The organism is Hallella multisaccharivorax DSM 17128, from assembly GCF_000218235.1.
Taxonomy (GTDB): domain Bacteria; phylum Bacteroidota; class Bacteroidia; order Bacteroidales; family Bacteroidaceae; genus Prevotella; species Prevotella multisaccharivorax.
Window position 1 is genome coordinate 870,418 of record NZ_GL945017.1, and the last position, 18,933, is coordinate 889,350.

At 50.7% G+C, this 18,933-nt stretch carries 16 protein-coding genes; 11 read left to right on the plus strand and 5 right to left on the minus strand.

Features of this window, described 5'->3' with window-relative positions; translation table 11 throughout:
* Positions 1-33: 33 nt before the first annotated feature.
* The 5 genes from ltrA to folP all read right to left on the minus strand — a co-directional run bounded on the left by ltrA (position 34) and on the right by folP (position 6,136).
* Positions 34-1,479, minus strand: coding sequence for a group II intron reverse transcriptase/maturase (ltrA, locus tag PREMU_RS04050; RefSeq protein WP_007572400.1), 1,446 nt, complete (start codon positions 1,477-1,479; stop codon positions 34-36).
* A gap of 493 nt (positions 1,480-1,972) precedes the next feature.
* Positions 1,973-3,187, minus strand: coding sequence for an acetate/propionate family kinase (locus PREMU_RS04055; RefSeq protein WP_007573337.1), 1,215 nt, complete (start codon positions 3,185-3,187; stop codon positions 1,973-1,975).
* 77 nt (positions 3,188-3,264) lie between these two features.
* Positions 3,265-4,308 (minus strand): phosphate acetyltransferase, encoded by a 1,044-nt coding sequence (pta, locus tag PREMU_RS04060; RefSeq protein WP_007573338.1) that lies wholly within the window; start codon positions 4,306-4,308, stop codon positions 3,265-3,267.
* A 168-nt stretch (positions 4,309-4,476) separates the two neighbouring features.
* Positions 4,477-5,253, minus strand: coding sequence for a diadenylate cyclase CdaA (cdaA, locus tag PREMU_RS04065; RefSeq protein WP_007573339.1), 777 nt, complete (start codon positions 5,251-5,253; stop codon positions 4,477-4,479).
* A 25-nt stretch (positions 5,254-5,278) separates the two neighbouring features.
* Positions 5,279-6,136, minus strand: coding sequence for a dihydropteroate synthase (gene folP, locus PREMU_RS04070; protein WP_007573340.1), 858 nt, complete (start codon positions 6,134-6,136; stop codon positions 5,279-5,281).
* Between the two features lie 129 nt (positions 6,137-6,265).
* On the opposite strand from folP, the gene PREMU_RS04075 reads away from it, so the two are divergent.
* From PREMU_RS04075 to PREMU_RS04125, 11 genes are all read left to right on the plus strand, one after another.
* Entirely contained in the window at positions 6,266-8,170 is a 1,905-nt protein-coding gene (locus tag PREMU_RS04075; protein ID WP_007573341.1) for a phosphoethanolamine transferase family protein, read from the plus strand.
* Between the two features lie 19 nt (positions 8,171-8,189).
* Entirely contained in the window at positions 8,190-9,317 is a 1,128-nt protein-coding gene (locus PREMU_RS04080; protein ID WP_007573342.1) for an acyltransferase family protein, read from the plus strand.
* 33 nt (positions 9,318-9,350) lie between these two features.
* On the plus strand, positions 9,351-10,367 hold the full coding sequence (locus PREMU_RS04085) for an acyltransferase family protein (RefSeq protein ID WP_007573343.1): 1,017 nt from the start codon (positions 9,351-9,353) through the stop codon (positions 10,365-10,367).
* 219 nt (positions 10,368-10,586) lie between these two features.
* Positions 10,587-11,513, plus strand: a complete 927-nt coding sequence (locus PREMU_RS04090) for a decaprenyl-phosphate phosphoribosyltransferase (protein ID WP_007573344.1) — start codon at positions 10,587-10,589, stop codon at positions 11,511-11,513.
* Positions 11,503-12,108, plus strand: coding sequence for an HAD family hydrolase (locus tag PREMU_RS04095; protein WP_007573346.1), 606 nt, complete (start codon positions 11,503-11,505; stop codon positions 12,106-12,108). Before PREMU_RS04090 ends, PREMU_RS04095 begins: the two co-directional genes overlap by 11 nt.
* Positions 12,080-12,496, plus strand: a complete 417-nt coding sequence (locus tag PREMU_RS04100; protein ID WP_007573347.1) for a GtrA family protein — start codon at positions 12,080-12,082, stop codon at positions 12,494-12,496. The genes PREMU_RS04095 and PREMU_RS04100 overlap by 29 nt, the downstream gene beginning before the upstream one ends.
* Positions 12,497-12,657: 161 nt before the next feature.
* The gene (locus tag PREMU_RS04105; protein WP_007573349.1) at positions 12,658-15,543 is read left to right on the plus strand and encodes a M16 family metallopeptidase; all 2,886 of its coding nucleotides are present in this window, start codon (positions 12,658-12,660) and stop codon (positions 15,541-15,543) included.
* Positions 15,544-15,657: 114 nt separating this feature from the next.
* Positions 15,658-16,398 carry a Bax inhibitor-1/YccA family protein gene (locus PREMU_RS04110; RefSeq protein WP_007573353.1) on the plus strand — a complete coding sequence of 247 codons (741 nt, stop codon included), beginning with the start codon at positions 15,658-15,660 and terminating at the stop codon, positions 16,396-16,398.
* Positions 16,399-16,594: 196 nt separating this feature from the next.
* A complete protein-coding gene (argR, locus tag PREMU_RS04115) occupies positions 16,595-17,065 on the plus strand; it encodes an arginine repressor (RefSeq protein ID WP_040558599.1) in 471 nt (156 codons plus the stop codon).
* A 32-nt stretch (positions 17,066-17,097) separates the two neighbouring features.
* Positions 17,098-17,694, plus strand: a complete 597-nt coding sequence (locus PREMU_RS04120; RefSeq protein WP_040558600.1) for a GNAT family N-acetyltransferase — start codon at positions 17,098-17,100, stop codon at positions 17,692-17,694.
* 24 nt (positions 17,695-17,718) lie between these two features.
* On the plus strand, positions 17,719-18,933 hold the full coding sequence (locus PREMU_RS04125; protein WP_007573359.1) for an argininosuccinate synthase: 1,215 nt from the start codon (positions 17,719-17,721) through the stop codon (positions 18,931-18,933).

An 18,933-nucleotide genomic window follows, 5' to 3' on the forward strand; every position in this document is an offset into this window, starting at 1 on the left:
GTAGTTTTCTTCCTACTTTCGTTTTCCGACCTCTCACACCACCGTACATGCGGTCCCGCATACGGCGGTTCCTATTTTGGGGTGCCATTCGAGATACGTCCCCATTAAAGTAGCATACCCTGCTGCACGTAGATTGTTGTTACTTATTGCAGTTGCTAAAATAGGACTATTAGCTATATGCCAATAACCCTTACGAGTATTACCCCATTCGTATGCTTGGTATTTATTAATACCACATCTAATGAGGTTTGCCACTTTTGTCTTGACTTTCTTCCAAGCTTTCCATATACACATGCGTATTCTACGTCTTAACCATTCGTCTGTTTCAAGCAAGAGACGCTTCATATTGGCAAGGTGATAATAGCCAACCCACCCTCTTATGTATTCTTTCAGCTTTTGCTTTCTCTTGGCATATCCCCATCCATTGCTGCGACTTGTCAGTTCTTTCAACCTTGACTTCATCTTGGCTTTGGATTTTGGGTGCACAGTGAGTTGGCATTTGCCTTTCATCACATAAAAGGAGTAGCCCAGATATTTCACTCCACGTACATACGACACTACGGTCTTTTCCTTGTTGACTCTGAGATATAGAACATTTTCTATAAATCGGGTTATAGACTCCTTCACTCGCATTGCAGCCCTTTTGGACTTACAGAATATCATCGAGTCATCGGCATAGCGTACAAAGGGAAGCCCTCTGCGTTCAAGTTCTTTGTCCAATTCGTTGAGTATGATGTTACTCAACAACGGACTTAGCGGTCCTCCTTGGGGAGTTCCCTCTTCGCTCGCTTCAAACAAGCCTTTGTTCATTACACCACTTCGGAGATATTTGTGTATAAGACTGACCACTCTGCCGTCTTTTATCGTACGGCTGAGAATTTCTATGAGTTTGCTATGGCTCACGGTATCGAAGAAGCGTTCAAGGTCAAGGTCTACTACATATATGTAGCCTTCATTAATTATACTTTGCGCTCCTCGTATTGCGTCATGGCATCCTCTTCTCGGACGGAAGCCGTAGCTCGTCTTGGAAAATTGGTTCTCATAGATGGGGGTCAATACTTGGTTTATGGCTTGTTGCACCAAACGGTCTACTACTGTAGGTATTCCCAACAGGCGCATCTTGCCATTGTCTTTGGGTATTTCTACCCTTTTCACTGGGTTTGGACGGTAAGAGCCGTCCATCAAGGAACGGATGAGCAAGTCCTTATTGGTCAATAGCCATGGGAGCAACTGCTCACACGACATCTTGTCGATACCACCACAGCCTTTGTTTCTCATAACTGCCTTGTAGGCTCGGTTGAGATTTGAAGGGCTAAGGATTTGCTCGAAAAGGTGTTCCTTGTCGAATGGTACTTCCACGATGTTGTCTTCACACATCCACATGTAGGTCTGCACTCCCCCATACCATTCGGTTTCCGACCTATCTCTTTGGGGGCAGCCATTAACTTGGGATAATGTTTTCTGCATTCTTTCCTTCATGAGGTATGTTTCAATTACTATCGCTTGATTGTTAGGTTCAGCCCTTCATGCAACGTTATCGAGTATTGCACTACTATGGCGTCTGCTGACTTCTCACGGCAAGCTTTACTCCACTTCTTTCGTAAAAAAAAACTATTTGAAGTGTCCGTGAGACCTCCTCGGATAAGGGCATTGTCTTTCCATCTTATACCCACTTCATTTACACCAACCGTTCCGAATAGCTATAGGGCTTTGATTTGTTTAGCAACCTTACCCACGGTCATATGCCTTGTATGAAGTTTCTGTTCGTTAGGTCAGATGTTTGCCGCCGGCTTCTTTCAGATTCCACCTCACGATGGACGCCCTTGCCTTTGGCTATGTAATTCCCGCTATTAAGGCTTACTCGGGACTTGCACCCGTTAGACAATACTCATGCCGAGCATACTAATAAAAGCCGGCTGCTGTCCTTCTTTTGGACAACAGCCGGCTTGTAGTTGGTATTGTTGGGAACGCTTTAGAAGTCAGAAGGCTCCCTTCCATTGATCAAAGCTAAGGTATCGCGCGCGATAACGATCTCTTCGTCAGTGGGGATCATCACGACTTTCACTTTGGAGTCATCGGCTGAGAGAATCTGCTCTTTTGAGCGCACATGGTTGCGCTCCTTGTCCATCTTTACACCAAGGTACTCCAGTCCCTGGCAGCTATCCCAGCGTACGCCTTCCTGATTCTCACCCACACCGGCGGTCCACACGATGATATCGACACCGTTCATGGCCGCAGCATAGGCTCCGATGTACTTCTTGATGCGGTAGTTGTACATCTGCAGTGCGAGGTGTGCCATTTTATTGCCCTCGTTGTCAGCGTTCTCGTTGTCGCGCATATCGCTGGAGATGCCTGCCACACCAAGGACACCGCTCTGCTTATTGAGGTATTCCGACATATCATGCGGCGTCATGCCGCTCTTTTCCATCATGTAACACACAGCGGAGGGGTCGATGTCGCCTGAGCGTGAGCCCATCATCAGGCCTGCCAGAGGCGTCAGTCCCATAGACGTGTCGATGACTTTGCCGTACTTGATGGCTGCTACCGAAGCGCCATTGCCGATATGACAGGTGATGATTTTCTGCTTTTTGATGTCCACACCGAGGAACTCGCACACACGATGAGACACGTAACGGTGAGAGGTACCATGGAAACCGTAGCGGCGCACGTGGTATTTCGTGTACCATTCGTAAGGGATAGCGTAGAGATAAGCGTAGTCAGGCATGGTGGAGTGGAAGGCATTGTCGAACACGGTCACCTGAGGCACGTCGGGCATGAGTTCGTCAACGGCCTTGATACCTGCTAAATGGCCTTTATTGTGCACCGGCGCGAGGTCGATGAGGCTCTCGATACCTTTCTCCACTTCTGGTGTCACGATACAGCTCTTCTCGAAGAGATCGCCGCCCTGCACGATGCGATGGCCCACGGCTCCAATCTCGTCGAGGCTCTTGATAGCGCCGATCTCTGGGTCGAGGAGACATTTGAAGACAAGCGCTACACCCTCTTTGTGTGTGGGAAGGTCAGCCATGATCTGTCTCTTCTCACCGTTGGGGAGCTTCACTTTGATGAAGGCATCCTCGATGCCGATACGTTCTACGCCGCCCTGCGCAAGTACTGACTCGTTGGTCATGTCGTAGAGCTTGTATTTGATGCTTGAACTACCACAGTTCAGAACAAGTATTTTCATTTTTCTTGTATTATATGAATGTTTGTGCTTTTCATGAACGCCTTCCCCGTTTTTAGGAAAAGGGATAGGAGAGAAGGTTATTGTCTCTTTGCGTCTTGTGCTTGACAGCTGGTGATGGCGACCATATAGTAGATGTCGTCAACAGAGCAGCCGCGACTGAGATCGTTGACAGGACGTGCGATTCCCTGCAGGATGGGGCCGATGGCGGTAGCGCCGCCTAAGCGTTCCACGAGCTTATAGCCGATGTTGCCTACTTCAAGATTAGGCACCACAAGTACATTGGCACGTCCTGCGATGTTGCTTTGTGGGGCTTTCTTCCGTCCTACAGCGGGCACGAGGGCGGCATCGGCTTGCAGTTCGCCATCGACCTGCAGGTCTGGGAACTTTTCACGGGCGATCTTTACGGCGTCGATAACTTTGTCGATGACATAAACGCTCTTGCCGGTAGTCTTGTCAATGGCATCCTTGGCTGATCCTTTTGTAGAGTAGCTCAGCATGGCCACGTGCGGCTCATTGATGCCAGCGATGGTCTTGGCAGTCTGTGCCGTGGTATAGGCAATCTGTGCCAACTGGTCAGCTGTGGGGTTAGGGGTTACTGCCACGTCGCCCATGACGACGATACCGTCCTTGCCGTACTGCGATTTTGTAACCAGCAGCATGGCACCGCTGACACAAGTGATGCCGGGAGCACACTTGATGATCTGCAAGGCGGGGCGTAGCGTGTCACCGGTAGTGCTCAATGCACCACTGATCTGACCATCGGCGTCGCCGTTCTTGATGATCATACATCCCAAATAGAGGTTGTTGTGAGTGATGAGCTCACGAGCTTGGTCGACGGTCATGCCCTTTTTCTTACGAAGCTCAGCGAGCTTCTCGGCATATTCCTCCGTCTTGCTGAAGTGGAGCGGATCGATAATCGTTGCCTTGTCAATGTCTTTTAATCCCCATTCTTTGGCTTCCTGCCTGATGTGCGCAGGGTTTCCGATGAGGATAATGTCGGCAATCTCGTCGGCAAGCACATGGTCGGCTGCTCTCAATGTGCGCTCTTCCTCAGCCTCAGGAAGTACGATGCGCTGCTTGTCAGCTTTGGCGCGCGCCACGATTTCTTCTAATAAGCTCATTGTAAAATGACTATATAATAATTAATATTGTAAATGATGACTGTAAAACTAATTGATGATGTGTTGTGTCATTGCCATGCAGACTTTGCAAAATTACAAAAAAATATCCTTATGTAGCTTGTACACAAGGATATTTTTCACACTTCTCTCATATTGATTCATTTTGTATCATTTAATCACCATTTCCTTTGTGAGCAGGCTTTCAAGGTCTTCTGCTGAGAGGCGCAGGCGGAAGTTGCCTTTGATGGCAGCGCTAATGCGGCCCGTTTCTTCGGAGACGACGACGGCAATGGCATCGGAGGCTTGTGAAATGCCAAGTGCAGCGCGGTGGCGAAGCCCAAATTCCTTGGGGATATCCATGTTGTGGCTGACGGGTAAGATACATCCTGCAGCCTTGATGCGTCGTTTGGAAATGATCATGGCACCGTCGTGGAGGGGCGAGTTCTTGAAGAAGATGTTTTCGATAAGCAGTTTATTGACATCGGCATCAATGAGCTCGCCGGTCTGCACGATATCGTCAAGAGGCGTGGCTCGCTCAATGACTATGAGTGCTCCCACTTTGCCCTTGGCCATGTCCATGCATGCCCAGACGATGGGCATGATGGCTTCCTTGTCGGCTTGCTGCTCGTTGCCGTGGCGAAAAAAGAAGTTGATGAACTTCCTCGCACGCTGACGTTCGCCGATTTCATATAGAAACTTGCGGATTTCATCTTTGAAGAGCACGATGAGTCCGATGACTCCTACGGAAACAAGCTTGTCCATAATGCTCCCCAGAAGCCGCATTTCCAAGACCTGGGAGACGAAGAGCCATGCGATGACGAAGACAATGATGCCCGTGAATACATTCAGCGACCGGCTTTCTTTCATCAACCGGTAGAAATAGTAAAGCAACAGGGCAACAGTGACAATGTCGATGATGTCTTTTATACCGAAAGAGAAGAACATCTGTTGGGTATTAATGGTTTGTTTGTTATTTGGAGAGGGTGACGAGCCTTACTGCTTGCACGGCCGCTTCCACGTCATGCACGCGCAGAATGCTGGCTCCGTTGAGCAAGGCAATGGTATTGACGACGGTGGTGCCGTTGAGTGCCTCGTCGGCAGTGATGCCAAGGCTCTTCCAGATGAGCCGTTTACGTGAGAGCCCGGCGAGGATAGGCAGCCTCATGACTTCGAGCTTTCGCTGGTTGCTGAGAATATTGAAGTTCTCTTCCTGCGTCTTTCCGAAGCCATAGCCTGGGTCGAGAATGATGTCATTCACGTGCAAGTCGCGCAGTTGCTGCACTTCACGTGAGAAGTTTATTAGCATATCGTGCAGATTGCCCTGCACGGACATCAGAATATACGGCACTTTCAAGCGGCCCATCATGCGGAAAATAGCGGGATATGACTTGAATTTCTCATCGCTCTCCACGTCGTAATGCTCTTCCAGTGGCTTGTCTACGATACCGGTGACACCGCCCTCAGAGACATCGTTGATGATGTCGGCACCGTATTCTTCCACGGCCATCTTTGCCACCTCTGGCCGGTAGGTATCCACAGAGACAGCGATGTCGGGTTGCTCATGCCTGACGATGGGCAGGGCATGCCGCAGTCGCTGCATCTCCTCGTCTTGGCTCACCTCATCGGCTCCCGGACGGGTAGAGAACGCTCCCACGTCGATGATGGAGCCTCCTTCAGTCACGATTTGGTTGGCGCGCTCGGCAATTTCCTTCTCAGTCTGCTTGCGGCTTCCGGCAAAGAAACTGTCAGGCGTGCAATTGAGTATTCCCATGACGACAGGGTGAGAAAGCGATAGCAGTCGTCCCCTGATGTTGAGTGTGTAATCCATAGCTGAGTGTTTTCACCGATTGCGTCGGTGATATTTTCGGCAAAAATACAAATTAATTTTCCACTTACACTTTGCCATCACGATTAATTATACTATTTTTGCAAAGAATTAAAGCGAACAACAATAGAGATGAGATTGATTCGTCGGGTAGCGCGGCTGTTCATGCTGCCCTTGCTTAAGAATGGAGTGTTTTTCGTCACTATGTACGCCTTGGGTGTACTGTGTGCTTTTCTCACGCTTCCCCATAGCAAGGGAGCTGAGGTCTACGACAATTTGTGGCTGGAGCTCTTTCTTGACCTTTATGTGGCTTGTGTGGTACTGGCTGTCATCCCGTGCAAGGTGCGTCGTTGGGTGCGTCTGGCCTTCTACGTTGTCCTTTACAGTGTGTCTCTGACCGATGTCTTCTGCTTTTGGAAGTTCGGTTCAGTGATCTCCCCTTCAATGCTGATGCTTGTGGGAGAGACCGACAGCCGCGAGGCCGGCGAGTTTTTTTCCACCTATCTTACGCTCGACACGCTGTCCTCTCCAGTGGCCTGGATCGTGTTGCTCATTGCAGTCCATGTCGTGATTGACTTCCGCAAGCCGCTTTGCCGGTTGTTTCATGTGGATTATCCGAAATTACGCGCCCATGTGAACTTCGGTTTCCTGCGCTTTTCCCGCCGCTACATGCTTTATCCGGAGTGCGGTGTCATCGTGATGACCCTTTTAGTGTGGAGCCTTTTCACCAGTTGGGGAAACAAACGGGGGCTGGCAAAGATGATGACAGCCGACACCATCGGCTCTATAGAGCATATCCTTACCGATCCCGATCATGGAAATACTTATCTGCCTATCTACCGGCTTGCCTTCTCCATCTACAGCAACCACTTAGCCTCGCGGCAGGTGGACAAGTGCGTGGCGGCTTCTCAGCGGGTACGTGTAGGCTCATGCTCATTCCGCTCGCCGACCATTGTGCTCATCATTGGTGAGAGTTACAGTAAAGCTCACTGTCAGCTTTATGGTTATCCGCAGAAAGATACGCCAAGGCAGAAAAAGCTTGAGAGGAGCGGATGGCTGACAAAATTCAATGATGTGGTGTCGTGTTGGAATCTTACGAGCTTCGTTTTCAAAAACGTATTATCCATGCATGTCGTGGGGCAAAAAGGGGAGTGGTGTGACTATCCGCTTTTCCCGGAGCTCTTCCGCAAGGCGGGCTATAAGGTCACCTTCCTTACCAACCAGTTCCTTCTTGCTGCCGGACAGGCCGTTTACGACTTTTCGGGTGGATTCTTCCTTAACGATCCTGTGCTCAGCAAGGCTCAGTTTGATCTCCGCAACACCCAGCTCCACCCCTTTGACGATGGACTGCTGTCCGACTATGACGCCTTTCTGAAAGAGGGGAAGATTGACTTGAAAGGTCGGAACCTCATTATCTTCCACCTTATAGGGCAGCATGTGAGCTACAACACACGTTATCCCAAAGACCGTGCCAAGTGGAAGGCCGACGATTACAAGGTGCTGCGCCCAGATCTTGCGGGTGACCAGTACCGCCGGCGTATGATAGCGGAGTATGACAATGCGTGCCTTTACAACGACTCCATCGTCACGCAGATCGTCAAGCGCTTCGAGAATAAGGATGCCATTATTGTCTACATGCCCGACCACGGTGAAGAGATTTATGAGCCTGGCCGAGACATTCTCTGCCGCAACCACGCCGCGGCGGTCGACTGGCCGTTGGCCCACTACGAGTTTGAGGTGCCGTTCTGGATATGGTGCTCGCGCAAGTATGCCCACAGAGAGCCGGAAGTGTTCAAAGCAGTTAAGGACGCGAAGAACCGGCGGTTCATGACGGATGCGTTGCCACACATGCTCGTCTGGCTTGCAGGCATTCAGTCAAGGGACTACCATGCAGAGTACAACCTTCTCTCGCCCGAATACGATGAGACGCGGCCGCGTATCCTGAAAAACAGCGTAGACTACGATGAGTTGAAAATGAGAAACGAGAAATCGGAATTGGAGAAAAAGCAAAAGAGCAAAGGTAAAAGGCTAAAATGAAAAAGATTGATTTTCAAAGATGAAGAATAACAGTGAAGTCTCGCCTCGCCATAACGGCGAATTGCTCACACGCTACGAGTGCAACATCTTAAGAGGTATCGCCATTCTTGGCATCTTCCTGCACAACTATTGTCACTGGCTCAACCCCGTGGTGAAGGAAAATGAGTATCAGTTTTTCAAGCACAATGTTGACTGGTTCACGCAGAGCGCAACCTACATCAACTGGCTTTTCCCGGCCCATGTGTTCTCTTTTTTCGGCCACTACGGTGTGCCGATCTTTCTTTTCCTCAGTGCTTTTGGCCTTGAACAGAAGTATGGAGGGCTGCCAAGGCCGACGCTCGACGAGAAGCGGGTGGGTGCTCTTCCTTTCATCCGTTACCACTATCTCAAGCTCTTCAAGATGATGATCGTGGGCTTTATCTGCTTTATCATTATCGATGCCATCACGCCCGGAGCGTGGCACTACACGATGGGACAAGTCGTCGGCCAGCTGCTGATGGTCAACAACTTCTATTTGCATCCCGACGACAATATCTGGCCGGGACCCTTCTGGTTTTTCGGGCTCATGCTCCAGCTCTACATCGTCTACCGCCTGCTGCTCTATCACCGCCATTGGGGATGGACTGTGGGGTTGATGGTAGTGTGCACAGGTGCGCAGCTGTTCATGAACCCTGAGGGCGAGACCATCAACTATTGGCGCTACAACTTCATGGGTGGGATGCTTCCTTTCGGTTTGGGACTGCTCTTCGCGCGATATGGTGAACGCATCATGCTGGTAAGGCTAAGTTTTGGTGCCTTATTCATGAGTTGGGTGGCGTGCTCGTTTTTCATTGTGTCGGCGTCGGGCTCGTTTTACATGTGGATTTTCGTGCCGTTGCTGATATGTTATGCGTCGGTTTATCTTGTCAAGACCATCATGAGACTGCCGCTGGTGTGGCTTCGTCGTGGCGTAGTTTATGTGTTGAGCTGGATGGGCAACATTTCGGCGGCGCTCTTTGTCATCCATCCGGCCATCAGAAAAGTGTTCATTCCTATCTCGCGTCAAGGCGATATCTATACGGGGCTGCTGCTCTACGCCATTGCCAGTCTGGGGGCTGCCTGGTTCATCATGAAGTTGATGCGCCACATTCCCAGCCCCAAGTTGTAGGTCGGCCCCCCTGACTTTACATCTTGATCACTTATGAAAATACCTGATATTGAGCTTGTCAACATTTCTCGTTTCCGCGGTGCGCTTATGGGCATCGCCATGATCATCATCATCCTCTTCCATGTAGATTTGTCCCGCTCAGATATCTTCTTTGGACTGCGCCGCATGGGCAACCTTGGAGTCGACATGTTTCTGTATCTCAGCGGCGTCGGACTGTGGTTCTCGTGGGTGAAGACACCACGCTACCGGTATTTTTATTTCCGCCGTCTCATCCGCATCTATCCGGCCTGGCTCATCATTGCCTGTCTCTATTATATCCCGCGCCTCCACGTCCACGATACCGCCTCATTCTTCAACCTCGTGGGTGAGATAGGTTTCAACTGGAATTTCTGGCTTCACGATGAGCTGAATTTCTGGTATATCCCCGCCATCATGATGCTGTATCTTCTGGCACCGCCTTATATGGCGCTCATCCGCCGCCATCCTGTTTACCGTTGGCTGCCTGTGGTGATGATCATGTGGTGCATTCTCGTAGAGTGGGTCACGCCCATTCACCGTGCTGTGGGTCATATAGAGATTTTTTGGAGCCGTATGCCGATCTTCTTTATTGGCATAAACATGGGCGAGATGGTCAGACAGAAGCGCACTATCGACGGAGAGGGCATTTGGATGCTCCTGTTGATGTTTGTCATGACCTTTGCCTCGTGCTTCTTTCTTGAGGAGGTGCGCCACGGGCAGTTCCCACTTTTTGTGGAGCGCATGCTTTACATCCCGCTGACCATCACCTTCATCCTCATCTGTAACCGCGTGCTGCGGCGCACGCCGCGATGGTTCAACGGCTCATTGTCCTTTGTGGGCTCGTTGAGTCTGGAGTGCTATCTCATCCATCTGCACTTTGTGCTCGACTATCTGCCCAAGTCGTGGGGCTATTGGCACACTTTCCTCGTGTGTATTGCCGCCACACTGCCTCTGGCATGGCTGCTGAGTAAAGTAGTGAATCTTATCGTGGGAGCCATTGAGCGTGCTTGCGTGCGAAATCCTGAAAAATAATATTCTGTAAATGTTTGATATACAATCGATTGAAGTAACCTATACCATCGCGTTGCCTTTACGGTGTAATCGCATTGCCTTTACGGTGTAATCGCGTTGCCTTTACAGTGTAATCGCATTGCCTTTACGGTGTAATCGCATCGCCTTTACAGTGTAATCGCGTTGCCCGTTTGGTAATATAGTTTTTATTGATTATTTTTGCAAGTAGAAATAACAGATATGACCGGTTCGGCTGACAATTCTTTTAAAAAGACGAAAAAGACAACTGCCCTGCTGAGGCTTCTCCGCCCAGCTCAGTGGATGAAGAACTTCTTCGTGTTCGCGCCCATCCTTTTTGGCGGTGCACTCTTCCATCTCGGCGCTTTGGCTGAAGGCCTTGCCGCTTTCTTTGCCTTCAGTTTTGCCGCCTCAAGCATCTATTGCTTCAACGACATCTACGACGTGGCCGATGACCGCCGCCATCCGGAGAAATGTCACCGCCCCATCGCCTCCGGAGCCGTAACCGTGAGACAGGCCTATGGGCTCATGGCACTGATGTTCTTGCTGAGCCTTGTAGTGTGCGGCAGCGTGTGGACTTCTACCAACAGGTTGGCGCTCACCGCCATCATCGTTTTCTACTGGTTTCTCAACCTCGTCTATTGCATGTGGCTTAAACGGTACGCTATCATCGACGTGTGCGTGGTGGCTTTCGGCTTCGTGCTGCGCATGGAGGCAGGTGGTGCGGCCACGGGCATCCGACTAAGCAGTTGGATTGTGCTCATGACTTTTCTCATCGCCCTCTTCATGAGCTTCGCCAAGCGGCGCGACGACGTGCTGCGCATGGAGCTCACGGGGGAGGCTCCGCGGAGGAATACCAGCCGGTACAATTCCACTTTCATCAATCAGGCGCTCACCATCACGGCCTCAGTCACCCTTGTGTGCTACATCATGTACACCGTCAGTCCTGAGACCACGGAGCGGTTCCACTCCGGCGATCTCTACCTCACCAGTATCTACGTGCTGTTGGGGCTGCTGCGTTATCTCCAGATAGCTGTCGTTGACAAGAAAAGCGGCAATCCTACTCATGTCATTCTTCACGACCGGTTTATCCAGCTTGATGTGCTGGCGTGGTTGATTACTTTCATTATCATCATCTATGTCGGATAAGAGAGTTTTTGTCTTCGACTTTGACGGCACGCTCACCACGCGTGATACGCTCATCGCTTTCATCTGCTTTGCCCGTGGCACGGTGTGGTTTCTGCGCTGTCTTTTCCTTCTCTTGCCGCGCCTTGTACTGATGAAGTTGCGGCTCATCGACAATGGCCGTACCAAGGAGCGGCTCTTCTCCCGCTGCTTCAAGGGCATGGAAGAGAAGGCCTTCGGGGAGCTCTGCCGTCGTTTTGCGGCAACTGCAAAGCCGCGGATCATCAGGCAGGAGATCTGGAGCGTGATGGAGAATGCCATTGCCAAAGGTTGCCCCGTCTATATTGTCAGCGCGAGTGTGGACAACTGGGTTGCTCCATTCTTTGATCCTACTCCGCTGGTCAACGTCGTCGGCACGCGTGTTGAGACTGCAGGCGGAAGGCTTACAGGGCGCTTTCTGACGCCCAACTGTTATGGTCCGGAGAAGGTGCGCAGGCTCAAAGAAGCACTGCCAGACTTGGACAGCGAACGGTCACACTATTTCATTACAGCTTACGGCGACAGCCGGGGCGACAAGGAAATGCTTGCCTATGCAGATGAAAGCCATGATGTCGGGTAAGGTGGGTGAAGTCATTCGCTTTGCCATCGTTGGTGTTACGGCCACCCTGCTACAGTATGCCATCTACTACGGACTGATACAGCTCATCCCAGCCCGTGCCACGCAAGGCGATGCCCATCTCTGGTCCACGGTGGCCATGACTGTCGGCTATGTGTTGAGCTTTGTCTTCAACTTCTTTGCTTCCACGCAGTTTACTTTCCGTGTCAAGGCCAACGCGCGACGTGGTGCCGGCTTTCTGTTCAGCCATGTGGTCAACTATACGCTGCAAATGCTCACCCTCAACCTCTTTCTCTGGTTCGGTTTGTCAAAGCAGGTGGCACCCATCCCGATGTTTTGCATCTGTGTGCCTGTCAACTTCCTGCTCGTCCGCTTCTTTCTTAAACGTTAGTTAGGGCGGCCATGGCGGAATGACCGTAGTGTGTCTATTCAGGGCGCGGGCAGCCGCAGCAGACCGTTCCTGCCGGGTTACCAGGTGGGGCTGTGTCTTCCAGCGGGTTCTGTTTGGGGGCGTCCTCGCCCCCGCCGACTTGATTATTTATTATGAGTATTATGAAACAGCTTTGTCTTTTTCTCTTTCTTCTTCTCCCTTTCACTGCTGTTGCAGGGCAGCGCAAGCAGGGAGTGACCACCTTCACCCTCGCCAACGGCATGTCGGTATGGCTTAGCGAAGACCACACACAGCCAAAAGTCTTTGGTGCCGTCGTTGTCAAGGCAGGTGCCAAGGACTGTCCCAACAGCGGTATCGCCCATTATCTTGAGCATCTGCTCTTCAAGGGCACGCAGAAGATTGGCACTATCGACTACGTTCGTGAGAAGCCGTGGCTTGACAGCATTGCTGCCCAGTACGACCGGCTGGCTGCCACCGTCAATCCTTCTGAGCGCCTCGCTATCCAGCGACACATCAATAATCTTTCCCTCCATGCTGCTGACTACGCCATCCCCAATGAGTTCAGTCAGCTGATCAGCCGCTTTGGGGGAACGGAGCTCAACGCTTACACCTCCTTCGATGAGACCGTCTTCCACAATATATTTTCGCCACAGTATATGCGTCAGTGGTGCGAACTCAACGCTGAGCGTCTCAAAGACCCCGTCTTCCGTCTTTTCCAGGGCGAGCTTGAGACGGTCTATGAAGAGAAGAATATGTATGCCGACAACCTCCTTGCCTCTACGGCGGAGAAAGCCCAGCAGATAGCCTTGGCGGGGACACCGTACGCTTACCCCATCATTGGCGCTACCGACAGCTTGAAAAATCCGCGTCTGACAGAGATGATGCGTTTTTTCCGTGAGCGATACATACCGGAAAACATGGGGCTGATGCTTTGTGGCGACTTCTGTACCGACAGCTTGAGACCCCTGTTGGAGCGGACGTTCGGCACCCTTCGCGCCGCTTCGCACCGACAGCCCGCACCCTCACCGGTTGCAAGCCTGCGCGACTTCACTCATATGCCGCTGCTCCGTCTTAAGGTTCCGGTGCCCATCGTCAAGATTGGAGGACGAGCATGGAAAGCCCCCGGAGAGAAGAATGCAGACTATTCAGCTTTTAAGGTGATGACTTCCATGCTCGTTAACGACGACCGTACAGGACTCATCGACTCGCTCATGGTCTCTGGTCGTTTGCTCTTCGCAGCGGGTATGGGCTATGACTTCAAAGATTTCTCGGCGTGGGGCTTTGGCTATGTGCCGCGTCTGCCTTTCGGTTCCCGGACGAAGGCAGACCATCTCTGTCTCGTGCAGATCGACAAGTTGCGCCGAGGTGACTTCACAGACGACGCGCTCCGTGCTGCCAAACTCACACTCAAACGCAACGCCGAGCTCTGTTTGGAGACAATCAACGGCAGAAGCAAAGCCATGATCAATGCGTTCTCACACGGTATCGACTGGCAAAGCGTGGAGGCGGAAGGAGACAATATTGACGGAGTGACACGAGCTGACGTCATGCGGGTGGCTGGAAAATACTTGGGTGACGACTGTTTGAGAATTGCAAAGAAATTCGGAAGCTATCCGAAAGAGCGTCTGAAGCAGCCAGGTTATAAGCCTGTTGAACCGAAGAACGCGGGGCGGCAGTCTACTTTCGCCAGCCGGATAGCGCGCGAACCGGTGGAGAAGACGCTGCCAAGGTTTATCGATTTTGACAAGGATGCTGCTCACATCCCGTTGGCGCCTCTTGTCAACCTCTACACAACGTCAAACCCAAGAAATGATATCTTCACGCTGCGGATTATTTATCGGCGGGGTGTGCGCGATGACCGTCGTCTTGACGCCATGGCCGACTACCTCAACGATATCGGTACTGTACGCTATGATAAACATGCTTTTGCCGGACTTCTCCGGGGCTATGGCGCTACGTTGGAGGCTGAGGCCTCGTCTGAAAACGTCACGCTCACCCTTACAGGTATAGACCGTTATCTGGGGGAAGCCATGGGGTTGCTTGGCGAGTTCCTTGCTCATGCCAAGGCTGACCGTAGACAGTTCAGAGCGCTCGTGAAGTCAGAGAAGATCGGCGGACGTACTTTCTTCAAGCAAAACAGTAACATTGCCCGGGCCGTGATGCAGAAACTTATGCGTGGTTCGAGCTCTGACTATCTCTCACGGCTCTCATCGCGGGAACTGGAAAGAATGAGCGGTGACAGTCTTGTCAGTCTCTTCCGCCAACTGCAACATTGGCAGACCGACCTGGTGTATTGTGGCAGTAGGGATACTAAAGAAGTTGAAAACATCATAAAAAGAAACATGGTGCTACATCCTGTCCATCCGTGGAAACCTGCAGTACGTAAACTTTTGCCCGTAGACGAAAACACGGTTTATCTCTTCGACAACCCTTCAGCCCGGCAAACCATTGTGGGATCTTATGAGTGTGTAGCGCCCATGTCCACTCCTGCCAATCGTGCGCAATTCCTGCTATGGGGCAATTATTTTGGCAGTGGCATGCAGTCGGTGCTTTTTCAGGAAGTTCGCGAGTTCCGGTCGCTGGCTTATTCCGCCCATGGCAGTGTGTTGCTCCCCGACTTGTTGACGCGTGGCGGTGAGCCTTGCGGCTATGTGTCGCTCATCGGTACACAGGCCGACAAGGCCACTACGACAGCTCTCCTGCTCGATTCCTTGTTGATGTACATGCCTTTGCGTCCTATGGCTGTGGAAACCGCGCGCCTTGCCATCGTGAATAGTGTCAACAACAACTTCCCCTCCTATAGGCAAATTGGATCTACCATTGCCTCATACAGGCTCCATGGCTACGTCCGTGACCCTGATGCCGACATTGTGGGCGCACTCGACACTTTGAACGCACGCGATCTTCAGCAGTTCTACGACAGGCATGTGCGGACAACCCCGCGCGCCATCATCATTGTGGGTAACAAGAAAAAGCTTGATATGAGGCGGCTTGGCAGGTTAGGCAAGGTGGTAGAGCTGAAACGGAAGGACATCTACCATGAATGATAATGAAAAAAAATGGCATGTTTCTTGTCCATTTAAAAATAATCGACTATTTTTGCAACAAGTCATCAAAAATGTCGGGAATTGAAAATGATAACACTTAAATAAGACTATAAGATGGAAATACAAGATTTGGAAAAGCTCATCAACTCACAGGATGCCACGCGCAATATGGAGCGCGACCTGTCTCGGTCTGCGGCATTCCCGGCCTTAATGCGCAAGGTGTATCTCTGGATGACGATGGCTCTTGTCATCACGGGTCTCTGCGCATGGGGCGTAGCCACAAGTCCGACAATGATGCGGATGGTCTATGGCAACAGCGCGTCAATATGGGTGCTGTTCATCGCGGAGCTGGGTTTGGTATTCTACACCACAGCGCGCATCGACAAGCTCTCGCTGTCAACCGCCACCACATTATTTATTATATACTCTGCGCTTAACGGTGTTACCCTGTCGGCCATTTTCATGGTCTACGCTACGGTAACCATTGCCAAAGTGTTCTTTATCACTGCGGCAACCTTTGGAGCAACGGCTCTCTACGGCTACATGACGAAAACAGACCTAACGAAGTTTGGCAATCTCTTTCTGATGGCGCTCTTTGGTCTCATCATTGCTACACTGGTTAATCTATTCCTTCATAGTGCTATGCTTGATCTGGCACTTAGCTACATCGGTGTTGTACTCTTTGTGGGATTGACGGCGTGGGACAGCCAGCAGATTAAGCGTGCGCTCGCTTTGCAGCCTGGGTTGGACGAGGGTTCACAGAAGGTGGCACTGCTTGGCGCGCTTTCGCTTTACCTCGACTTCATCAACCTCTTCCTGTATCTTCTTAGGATTTTCGGAAGAAGCAACAACTAAACTTTCTTTCTCGTTTATGAGAAGATGGGGCGGCCATGATGGTTCGCCCCATTATTGTATCTATATTATAGTAGTATGCAATAATATTCCATTATACTTTGAAATTTATCATTACTACCTAAATTATCGACATAAATATTTGCATATATGGAACGAATATGCTAATTTTGCATCCATATATAGGATAAATATGCATATGAACGTAAAGAGTCAGCGCTTAGAGGCCATCAAATTGCTGCTTTCGAGCAAGGAAATTGGAAGTCAGGAGGACTTGCTGAGTGAGCTTCGGGATGAGGGATATTATATCACTCAGGCCACGTTAAGCCGTGATCTCAAGCAGCTCAAGGTGGCAAAGGCGGCAAGCATGAACGGACAATACGTTTACGTGTTGCCCAATGAGACGATGTACAGGCGTGTTCATACTCCTCTCAAAGCTACGGAGATGATGACAATCTCTGGTTTCCAGAGTATCAACTTCTCAGGAAACATCGGCGTTATCCATACGCGGCCAGGATATGCCAGCAGTATCGCGTTTAATATCGACAACAGTGACATTCCTGAGATAATGGGAACTATTGCCGGCGACGATACCATCTTCATCGCTGTTAAGGAGGGAGCCGATCACAATGCCATCATGGACTCTTTGCGCGAAAACTTGATTCTCTAATGGTTAAGGGTGACCCATACAAGAACTTCAATATGAAAGATGTGAAAGTATTGGTGGCCGATGACAGCCATATTAAGTATGTGGATACCATTCTCAAGACGATTGCCGATGCCGCCAAGGTGCGTGGCACAGGTATTGCCAAGCGATCGCCTGAGTATGTGGCAACAAAAATGCGCGAGGCAAAGGCGGTAATTGCTCTCGATGGCGATCATTTTGCAGGATTCAGCTATATCGAGACATGGGGTAACAAGCACTATGTCACTACCTCTGGATTGATTGTGCATCCCGATTACCGCGGGTTAGGACTTTCCAAGCGTATTAAGAATCTTACCTTCACCCTTGCACGAGTGAGATGGCCACATGCCAAGATCTTTTCTTTGACAAGCGGTTCAGCCGTGATGAAGATGAATACGCAGCTCGGTTACCTCCCTGTGACTTTTCGTGACCTCACTGACGACGAAGCCTTTTGGCGAGGATGTGAAGGCTGTATCAATTCAGACATTCTGCATCGCACCAACCGGCAGTACTGCATTTGTACGGCAATGCTCTTCGATCCGGCTGAGCATCTGCCTGCGCGCATACCGGACAGTGTACTGGAGAGAATCAGGAAGATTGACGGAATAAAATAAACAAGGAATAAATACGAAGAGATTATGGCAAAGAAGAAAGTGGTGGTCGCTTTCAGTGGCGGTCTTGATACCAGTTATACGGTGATGAAACTCTCCCAGGAAGGTTGGGAGGTTTATGCGGCTTGCGCCAATACTGGCGGTTTCTCGCCGGAGCAATTGAAGAGGAATGAAGAGAATGCCTATAAACTTGGCGCTGTGAAATATGTCACTCTCGACGTGACGCGGGAGTATTATGCGAAGAGCTTGAAATACATGATCTTCGGCAATGTGCTGCGTAATAACTGTTACCCTATTTCGGTTTCTTCGGAACGCATCTTCCAGGCCATTGCCATCGCGCGCTATGCCAACGAGATTGGCGCCGATGCCATTGCGCATGGATCCACCGGAGCCGGTAATGACCAGATACGTTTCGACATGACTTTCCAGGTGTTGGCGCCGAAAGTGGAAATCATTACACTTACCCGTGACAAGGAGCTCACCCGTAAGGAAGAGGTCGATTACCTTAACGCCCATGGATTCTTCGCTGACTTCACGAAATTGAAATACAGTTACAATGTCGGTATATGGGGGACGAGTATCTGTGGCGGTGAGCTTCTCGATCCTGCACAAGGACTACCGGAGTGTGCTTATTTGAAACATGTTACCGCTGAGGAGCCCGAGGCTGAACTGCGCATCACTTTCAAGAGAGGAGAAATCGATGCTGTCAACGGTGAGCACTTCGAAGACAAGGTGAAAGCTATTCAGAAGATTGAGGAGATTGGTGCAAGCTATGCCATAGGCCGTGATTGCAATGTGGGAGACACTATTATTGGTATCAAGGGTCGTGTGGGATTTGAGGCTGCGGCACCTAAGATTATCATTGAAGCACACCGTCTGTTAGAGAAGTCAACACTGAGCAAATGGCAGCAGTATTGGAAGGATCAGATTGCCAACTGGTATGGCATGTTCCTCCATGAGAGTGAATATCTGGAGCCGGTGATGCCCGATATGGAGGCCTTTCTTACTTCTTCGCAGCGGCATGTCAATGGCACCGCCATTCTCAAGCTCCGTCCTTTCACCTTGCAGACGGTGGGCGTGGACAGCGACGACGACCTCACGAAGTCGAAACTCGGCGAGTATGGCGAGATGAATCATGGGTGGACAGCCGACGATGCCAAGGGATTCATCAAGATTCTCAGCACTCCGCTGAAAGTCTACTATGGCATTCATCCCGTTGATGAGGAAAGAAAAGGGGAATGA

Coding starts and splice junctions, on each gene's coding strand:
- PREMU_RS04125 (WP_007573359.1), top strand. CDS start 17,719: ATGGCAAAGAAGAAAGTGGTGGTCGCTTTCAGTGGCGGTCTTGATACC.
- PREMU_RS04055 (WP_007573337.1), bottom strand. CDS start 3,187: ATGAAAATACTTGTTCTGAACTGTGGTAGTTCAAGCATCAAATACAAG.
- PREMU_RS04100 (WP_007573347.1), top strand. CDS start 12,080: ATGCAGATGAAAGCCATGATGTCGGGTAAGGTGGGTGAAGTCATTCGC.
- PREMU_RS04120 (WP_040558600.1), top strand. CDS start 17,098: ATGAAAGATGTGAAAGTATTGGTGGCCGATGACAGCCATATTAAGTAT.
- cdaA (WP_007573339.1), bottom strand. CDS start 5,253: ATGTTCTTCTCTTTCGGTATAAAAGACATCATCGACATTGTCACTGTT.
- PREMU_RS04090 (WP_007573344.1), top strand. CDS start 10,587: ATGACCGGTTCGGCTGACAATTCTTTTAAAAAGACGAAAAAGACAACT.
- PREMU_RS04095 (WP_007573346.1), top strand. CDS start 11,503: ATGTCGGATAAGAGAGTTTTTGTCTTCGACTTTGACGGCACGCTCACC.
- PREMU_RS04080 (WP_007573342.1), top strand. CDS start 8,190: ATGAAGAATAACAGTGAAGTCTCGCCTCGCCATAACGGCGAATTGCTC.
- pta (WP_007573338.1), bottom strand. CDS start 4,308: ATGAGCTTATTAGAAGAAATCGTGGCGCGCGCCAAAGCTGACAAGCAG.
- ltrA (WP_007572400.1), bottom strand. CDS start 1,479: ATGAAGGAAAGAATGCAGAAAACATTATCCCAAGTTAATGGCTGCCCC.
- PREMU_RS04105 (WP_007573349.1), top strand. CDS start 12,658: ATGAAACAGCTTTGTCTTTTTCTCTTTCTTCTTCTCCCTTTCACTGCT.
- PREMU_RS04085 (WP_007573343.1), top strand. CDS start 9,351: ATGAAAATACCTGATATTGAGCTTGTCAACATTTCTCGTTTCCGCGGT.
- folP (WP_007573340.1), bottom strand. CDS start 6,136: ATGGATTACACACTCAACATCAGGGGACGACTGCTATCGCTTTCTCAC.
- PREMU_RS04075 (WP_007573341.1), top strand. CDS start 6,266: ATGAGATTGATTCGTCGGGTAGCGCGGCTGTTCATGCTGCCCTTGCTT.
- PREMU_RS04110 (WP_007573353.1), top strand. CDS start 15,658: ATGGAAATACAAGATTTGGAAAAGCTCATCAACTCACAGGATGCCACG.
- argR (WP_040558599.1), top strand. CDS start 16,595: ATGAACGTAAAGAGTCAGCGCTTAGAGGCCATCAAATTGCTGCTTTCG.